Origin of the sequence: Alteromonas sp. CH_MED4-4 (assembly GCF_037029575.1) — a bacterium.
GTDB classification, from domain to species: domain Bacteria; phylum Pseudomonadota; class Gammaproteobacteria; order Enterobacterales; family Alteromonadaceae; genus Alteromonas; species Alteromonas macleodii.
On record NZ_JAYMEU010000032.1, the window covers coordinates 48349 to 55436 of the forward strand.

General features: G+C 44.9%; 6 protein-coding genes. All 6 read right to left on the reverse strand.

Going from position 1 to position 7088, the window contains the following annotated elements:
* Positions 1–264 precede the first annotated feature (264 nt).
* Genes WA381_RS17850 through WA381_RS17875 form a run of 6 tightly spaced genes read right to left on the reverse strand, consistent with a single transcriptional unit; the run spans position 265 to position 6676 of the window.
* The gene (locus tag WA381_RS17850; RefSeq protein ID WP_061439082.1) at positions 265–3957 is read right to left on the reverse strand and encodes an H-type lectin domain-containing protein; all 3693 of its coding nucleotides are present in this window, start codon (positions 3955–3957) and stop codon (positions 265–267) included.
* Positions 3957–4412 carry a hypothetical protein gene (locus WA381_RS17855; protein ID WP_061439080.1) on the reverse strand — a complete coding sequence of 152 codons (456 nt, stop codon included), beginning with the start codon at positions 4410–4412 and terminating at the stop codon, positions 3957–3959. Before WA381_RS17855 ends, WA381_RS17850 begins: the two co-directional genes overlap by 1 nt.
* Complete coding sequence (locus WA381_RS17860; RefSeq protein WP_061439078.1) at positions 4402–5157, reverse strand: PulJ/GspJ family protein; 756 nt, start codon at positions 5155–5157, stop codon at positions 4402–4404. The genes WA381_RS17855 and WA381_RS17860 overlap by 11 nt, the downstream gene beginning before the upstream one ends.
* Complete coding sequence (locus WA381_RS17865; RefSeq protein ID WP_061439076.1) at positions 5157–5711, reverse strand: type IV pilus modification PilV family protein; 555 nt, start codon at positions 5709–5711, stop codon at positions 5157–5159. Before WA381_RS17865 ends, WA381_RS17860 begins: the two co-directional genes overlap by 1 nt.
* Complete coding sequence (locus WA381_RS17870) at positions 5701–6162, reverse strand: type II secretion system protein (protein ID WP_061439074.1); 462 nt, start codon at positions 6160–6162, stop codon at positions 5701–5703. Before WA381_RS17870 ends, WA381_RS17865 begins: the two co-directional genes overlap by 11 nt.
* Position 6163: 1 nt before the next feature.
* Positions 6164–6676 (reverse strand): prepilin-type N-terminal cleavage/methylation domain-containing protein, encoded by a 513-nt coding sequence (locus WA381_RS17875; RefSeq protein WP_061439073.1) that lies wholly within the window; start codon positions 6674–6676, stop codon positions 6164–6166.
* Positions 6677–7088: the final 412 nt, after the last annotated feature.

Sequence of the window (7088 nt, forward strand, 5' to 3'; positions counted from 1 at the left end):
TAACAATGGGGGCTATTTTGGGCAAGTAATGCTGTAATTAAGTGACGAAATAACTGCATTTTTGCTTAGTAGTTTTAGCGCTTTACCCATGAAGGGATACCACACACGCGTTTCCAAATAATTTTAAAATTAGACCCACATAGTGACCCTGTGAAAATTAGAAGGTTCAAAAACAATTTGCTAATAATTTACATCTCTTTATGTTGGCGCCACTACGGTGTGCTACGCAACCAGCATTACGACCAAGCGGGACAACCTTCTTTGCTAATTATTGATTTGCTCGCGCTTGTAAATGATATTGTCGTTTCCTCGGTACACACCATACGTGAGCGTTGCGTTTGGAGGATTATCAGCTTCGCCATCTCCATCCCAATCCCACAATAGCCAAGCATCAGGCGTATAACTAACAGGATAATTGCCAGCACCGTTTGGTGATGACAGGCGTATTCCGTCACTATTTCTATAGGCTCCTTCACTTAACGACTCTTCCCCCGAAGAAACCAATTCACCAGATTCGTCATTCACGTTATCGTGGTCATAAGCCGTACAACTGTCATACTTATTAATTCGCCAATTATTTCCGTCCCAATATTGGGTGCGAAGCGGTAACAAAAGCGCTTCGTCGGCTGCACCGTAGTTATTTATCAACGTTGCGCGACCGTAGGCAAAGCTGATTGAATCACCAAAATCGTCAACGCACTGACCGGAACAAGAAAGTCCATTGAAGTTTGCGCCCTCAATTTGTGCTTGGTCTGCCACCAGCGCAATGTGTGCTTCGAGGTAAGGCCCATCTACGCTGTTATCAGCAAGGCGACTAAATACGATATCGTTGTCAGAAAATGAAATAAGACCAGCACTGGCATTTTGCGGCCAACTTATTGAATTAATGTTTTCAAGCCTATTTAGCAAGCTTGTGCCGTGCTCGACTTGTAAGCTGATATTGATCAGTTTATCAAAACCATCGTAGTAGTTTGTGGTGCGGCTGCCATGTTGGTTAAGTGCGGTTAGCGAGAAGCTTACTTCGCTAATGGGTTGATCAAAGTAATTAAATGCGCCATTGACGTTACACGCTGCTTCAACACTTCCGCTCAAGGCAAAATTAGAAGGTGCGAAACGCCCAACGTTTTGCACCAGCCCTTGCACGGTGGTATCTGACAAATAAGTACTCTGTGCAGCAATGGAAATTGTACCTACCTCATCGTAATTAACACCAACGTTAACTTTACCTTCGTCGCTAAATAAAACACTGGGCACGCTCAATGTACCCGTTGCGCCGCCACTAGGAAGTATATTTAAGGGTGTTAACAACGCGCTACCTGAAAAATGCTCCGCGGTATTATTGTTTTCCAGTGCTGCAAAGTTATCTGGTATTCCATCGTTGTTACTGTCTTCACCATCGACCCACTGTACTGTTCGCAAGCCTAAGACAAAGTCTTCCCCTGTCAGTTTGAGCAGCGAACCATTCGCACTATTCGCGTAACCGTTAAGATTGGAGCTCGTGCCGCTATCATTTAAGATATTCATAGCAAAGCCGAACGGACGCACTTTAAAAGTATTAGAAGAACCTGCAATACCGCTTCGATTAGTTATGTCTGCTGACAACGACAACTCTCCCGCATCTGGGTATTGAATCGTAAAGGCTGCTCGCGAGTCAGCATCAAATTGGATAGGAAAGGTGCGTGGGGTTAGCCCCAGTTGATGTTCATTACCGTTATTGATAAGCAGTAGGGTGTTAGAACAATTGCTCGAACTAGAACAGTTATAATTTAATTCAACATCGACAATTTGATTTTTTAGCGTGTCAGAATTCCCACATGCTTCGATAGCATAGGTCTTGCTGTTAAAGCCAGTGTCTGAAGGCTTACCAGAAAGCTGAGTAACGATGGTTTCTGAATCATCAGTGATATTCTTAAACACCAGCCCGTCGGATTCATACTTTATTTTACAGCCACCTAAATTCACTTCTTTACCACCGATAAAGCAACGCAATTGAGAAGATGGATTTTCTCCCGAAGTAGCAAGTTCAGGATCTGCGCCTCTTAGGCTATCGAGTGTTAGCGAGGTCTGCCCGATAAACGTTACGCTGTCGTCAGGCGACCATCGATAGTTACCGCTATTAACGGGCACTAAGTTGACTGTAGATGGCTGAGAGTAGAGTAAATCACAGTTGACGTCTGCACAGGCTTTTAGGGTAACTTCTTTCGCGGCGCAGCTGCTACCCTTGTTATCAGCCAGTTCAAAACGATAATGATTCAGTACTTCAATGACTTCCCGACCGCAGATGCCAGGAATATTGTTTGGCACTTCATTAGCCGTCACCCTCAGAGTAGCAGGTGAGCCGACGCCACCTCCTGCGGTAAAGCGGCCTCTCAATGTGCCTTCAGACACATTGGCAAAGGTTATTTCACCTTTTGCTAAAACCAATGCGTTGGGGTTTGAGCCATCGATGACCACATCTCCATCGACATAAATAGCGAGATAAGCCCCTTCAGCGACAGTGATATTTGCGTTCACCATAGTGAACTTTGTAGCAACGCCACCTATATTGTCCCCCGGGTCAGAAACATAAATTCGCGTGGGTGCAATTACGTTGTAGTTACCCGCCGCCATGGTTACCAGTTGACGGTTAAAATAATAATCCCCCGCTAAATCCCCTTCTGCTATCTCTGGGCCGCTATCGTCAATGGTAATTGTAGGTATCGCTCTCGCTTGTGAGTCGGTAAGCGCATCTGTATTGTTCACGGTACAGTCGACAGGGTTCTGTCCGCATTTTGGGTAGTCTGCAGATCCACTTGTAGCATCGGTGATAAACTGCTGTGCTGACAACACACCTGCATTTTCATCAATCATTCGGCTACCAGCTGCGAGTGAAATTGCAGAACCACTAAAAGCGGCAACCGCGCCAGGAAAGGCGTCATCACAACTAGGAACTTCGCCACTAAACACAAACTCTGAAGTCATAGCCAGAATGCTAGCGTCTTCTTCAGTGTGGTTGCGCTCAGAGTCTAAGCTTCTATCCTCATCTACACGCAGTCCAAGCCTATTTTTGTTTACGCCGCAGCTGCGAAGCCAACCGCCGTCGCCGCCGTTTCTACTTATTTTACTGGCTGCAACCAAAGGAGTTTGCGCATAGTTATTTTTAAAGTCATTTCGAAAGCAACCATCGTCCCACCCCTGTATGCGTACGTCGGCAAAATCGGCTTCCCAAACCACTTCAATACCATTGTCATCGAAAAATCTACGATTGAATCCCTCTGTTGTCGCCATGTAAGCTACCGTTTCATTGCGTGTAACTGGCGCATAATCTGTTTCAGACGCTTCCAACGCCATAAAATAAGACGGTGCTTCATACTTTGCTGCAATAGTTAGAAACGGTAACAAATGTTCGTTGGGTGGCTTCTTTCCATTAACGTCAACTTGGTTATTTAACGTTTGAATAGAGTGAAAGAAAACAGGCTGTTCACCAAAATCAGTTTCAAGTGAAACGCGAGCATATCTCGCATTTTCTTCACCCACCTTCAAGGGGCCGTTAGGTTCATACCAAGGAGAGCTTGTCGATGCCTGAATAGTCCCCCCTCCGAGCTCCATCTTACCGACTTCAACAATATCACCGTCAGGAAATTCATGAACGCCATACGCAATCGCTAAGTAATGAGCTCCCATCGTGATATGCGGACCATCTTCTCCAGAAGGCTCAAGGGGCAAAGCTTCAAAACCTGTGCGGGTAACGTTGCGAATTTTGACAATCGCTGGGTTGCTACCTTGATTGGTAGAGAGCATAAACACTGCTGGCGGCTCGTCGTATACCTGTGAAAAGCTAATGGTTGTCCACTCTGCTTTATTGTAGGTGTTTTGAAGCTCGATGAACCTGCCTTCGATTTGAGGGACGGCTAGTACCGGGGGTGCAACATATAACGTGAGAAACAAACAAAACAGCGAAATAGACTTTAAATTCATTATTGTTCCTGCCTTACTTCAACGCTTACTTTCCTCGATGTTTCTATTTGTCCCGCAGAGCAACTAGATTCCGATGTCAGCAAGTAGACTTCCACTGCATCAGAGGTAACTTCCGGTTCTGGTGCTACTGCAGGACCTATACACTCTATGTCCGCTTTACAGTTTTTAAGACCACTTGTTGTAAACATTATTTCGGTCTGATAAGGGCATGTTCGGTCTTGGATTTCAACTAACCGGGAAACCGCAACTTCCATCCCGCTCTGCGCTGCTAAATAGGCGCGAGCACCATAATATTCAATGGATTGCTGACGTATGTTTGATGAAATCTGATTAGACAACGCAATGCCAAGTCCTAGAAGTACAATGCTAATAATGATCGCCACAATAGTGGTAGAGCCACGTTGTTTTGATAGGGTGCGAGAAGGCGATAAAGTAAATTGTCTATCAGGGAACATTGGGGAAGTGTACCTCGTGCGAGAAAGCCAACGCCTCGTCATCATTACCGATGAGCGTCAAGTCTAATTTGACCAAAGCATTTTGGCGCAAACTTACCGTTATTACATCTGCACTCCAGCTACTTACATTCGTTGCAATAATACCTGAACTCATTCCATCTCTGCGGACCAAAGACTCACCTTGCGCCGTTGTTTCCTTACACACTGACACTGGGTTTTCGTTAAACACAAAAAAACGCTTCCCTGGAGACGATTGAGTGTTTTCCGTCCCTAACTCAATTAGGTATTGGTGATCCAAATCATTGCCTTCGTCATCGGTGGCGACGGTATATCCATTATAGTCTACGCTGTTGTCAATCACACTTTGCGGACTCGTTGGGTAAATAACTAATTTATCGTCCGCTGTAGGAGCCTCCATTTCAAACACTACGGAATGCAGCTTGTCATCGAAAGGGTCTGCGGTATATGTACCGCTCATGACAATTGGATAGTAGGTCAAGCACCCTAAACTAGCGTCAAAAGAGACCGAGTTAGGCACAATATTTCGAAGTTCTTTTTCCAATCGCAAAATAATAAAGCGCGCATCTGAAACGAGTCGGGTACGCTCTGCGCCAGTTATATAGATTTGAGCACTCAACGAAATCACTTGAGCTACAGATACGCTAATCACACCTAAAATAGTGATCACTAAAATAAGTTCTATAAGTGTAAAACCGCGCTGGCGTCTTGCTTTTGGTAGGGACATTAATAGCTCCCTCGATAAGCACTGAAGTTGTAAACTTGGCCGTCTGGAGCTGTGACCGCAATATCGATACGCTTGTATTGTTTTGGTGCTCTTTTGTTTAAGTCTGACTCAATTGAAGAGTCATAAGTAACACCGACACGGTAAGCAAAGCCATTATAATTGCCGCCAACATTGCTAATAGCATAACCATTATAATCATCTACATCGTCATAAGCATCTTCAGAGGTTTCACCAGCGTCGGGACCTAGAACGTCTGAACACAAGTTATCATTGTCATCAGGCGGATCAGGTTTATCGACACAGGTGACAAAAGGCGGGCTTCGGTCGCTGTTTTCATCATAAGAACGGCTTAGAATTTCGTTCATCAACGACTGACCTAGCTTGGCCGCTTTCACCTGACGAAATGGCTCTGCGGTTTGTTCAGCTTGCGGGACAATAAGTGACAGTACTACGGTTAGGCTAATCGTAAATACAACAATGCCAATCACCAGCTCTAACAGGGTAAAGCCGTTCACGCATTTTCTATGTACAGGCAACACAACCCTAGCACGCATAAACTGCTCCTTCGCTTTGTAAACACATGGCAAAGGTACTTATTTGAATTCTACAATTCGTTGAACACGCGATATTTCGCGGCCTGCCAAACCCATCAAACTGAATTTGAGAAAAGCTATCGCCATTTTCATCGGCCGTTTGAAAAGTAAAGTCGGTGCTTGATGCATCGACTACCTGATCGGCATCAAAAGCGGTAGAAAGGGCGTTTGTACAATCGTGGCCAGCGGGAGGGGCAATGATTGTGGCGGTTATTTTCACACAGCTAGTGTCTTGCACATTTTGCATAGCACGAAACTGCATGTTACGGACGACTTGAAGTGTGCGATCGCGAAGGGCGATAGCTTCTTCCGTATCGTTACCAAGAAAGCGAGGTGCGGCGGTTACCGCCAGCACCCCAATAACCATTATGGTTATGATAAGTTCTACTAATGTAAAACCGGTTTTCTTCACATTATTCGACGCAAGTATTTACTGTGATAGTAGGTCGCGCGCCTTCAGCTGTTGAATTAGTGTAAGCAACAGAACAGGCACTATTGGCCGCTGCAGGATCTGGAGCCCCGTCATAAGCGCCCGTGTAATAGATAAGAATAGTGTCTTCATCTACAGACTCAGTCGCATATTCACCGCCAGTGTTATCGATATCAGCATCGAGGATATTTGTAAAATTCGCAGCAGTTGCAGCATCAGGATAACCATACACCAAAGAAACCGTAGTGCTGTTGCCAATATTTACAGACTCTGATCCGTCGCTTGAAGCGGCTACGTCATTGATAAGTGCCTTACCATAAACAACCGATGAAGCAGATTCTAAAGAACCAGCAATACCTTCCAATACAGAATCACGCGCATCATCTTGAAGGTTCAAAAACTTAGGTGCTGCGGTTACCGCTAGAATACCCAGCAGTACAATAACAATGATTAACTCGATTAGGGTAAAACCCTGTTGTGTTGATAATTTTTGCATAATTAAACTTCCTAGGTATTAATTAAAAAACAGTAACCTGGCCAGTGGCTGGGTTGTAAGTGAAACCATCGTACGTTGTACCGTCTGGCGTTCCGTCTGCCGGTGCTGAGCTATTAGGTAAACCCATAGATTCAACTAAGTAGTAAACACAAAGTGTATTTGCACCTGAGTCGTCCTCACGAACGGCATATCTGAAATCAGCAACAACGGTGTCGTTCGTCGACGTTGTGTTTGTTGGTGCTGACTGAAGAATTAGGTCAAATACGTTTTTGCATTCAGTGTCGTTAACGGTAGAAATAAGTGTGTTGCCTGTAGAGCTTCCCGTTGGATAACCGAGAGACTGTAACTAATTTTGTGTAACTGCCTATCTCAATTTACTCTATAGAGAGTTAAGGATAGGCAGATGAACATG

Bases quoted from the DNA above. Each gene is read 5' to 3' on its own strand.
- WA381_RS17850 (WP_061439082.1), bottom strand. From the start codon at position 3,957: ATGAATTTAAAGTCTATTTCGCTGTTTTGTTTGTTTCTCACGTTATAT.
- WA381_RS17855 (WP_061439080.1), bottom strand. From the start codon at position 4,412: ATGTTCCCTGATAGACAATTTACTTTATCGCCTTCTCGCACCCTATCA.
- WA381_RS17860 (WP_061439078.1), bottom strand. From the start codon at position 5,157: ATGTCCCTACCAAAAGCAAGACGCCAGCGCGGTTTTACACTTATAGAA.
- WA381_RS17865 (WP_061439076.1), bottom strand. From the start codon at position 5,711: ATGCGTGCTAGGGTTGTGTTGCCTGTACATAGAAAATGCGTGAACGGC.
- WA381_RS17875 (WP_061439073.1), bottom strand. From the start codon at position 6,676: ATGCAAAAATTATCAACACAACAGGGTTTTACCCTAATCGAGTTAATC.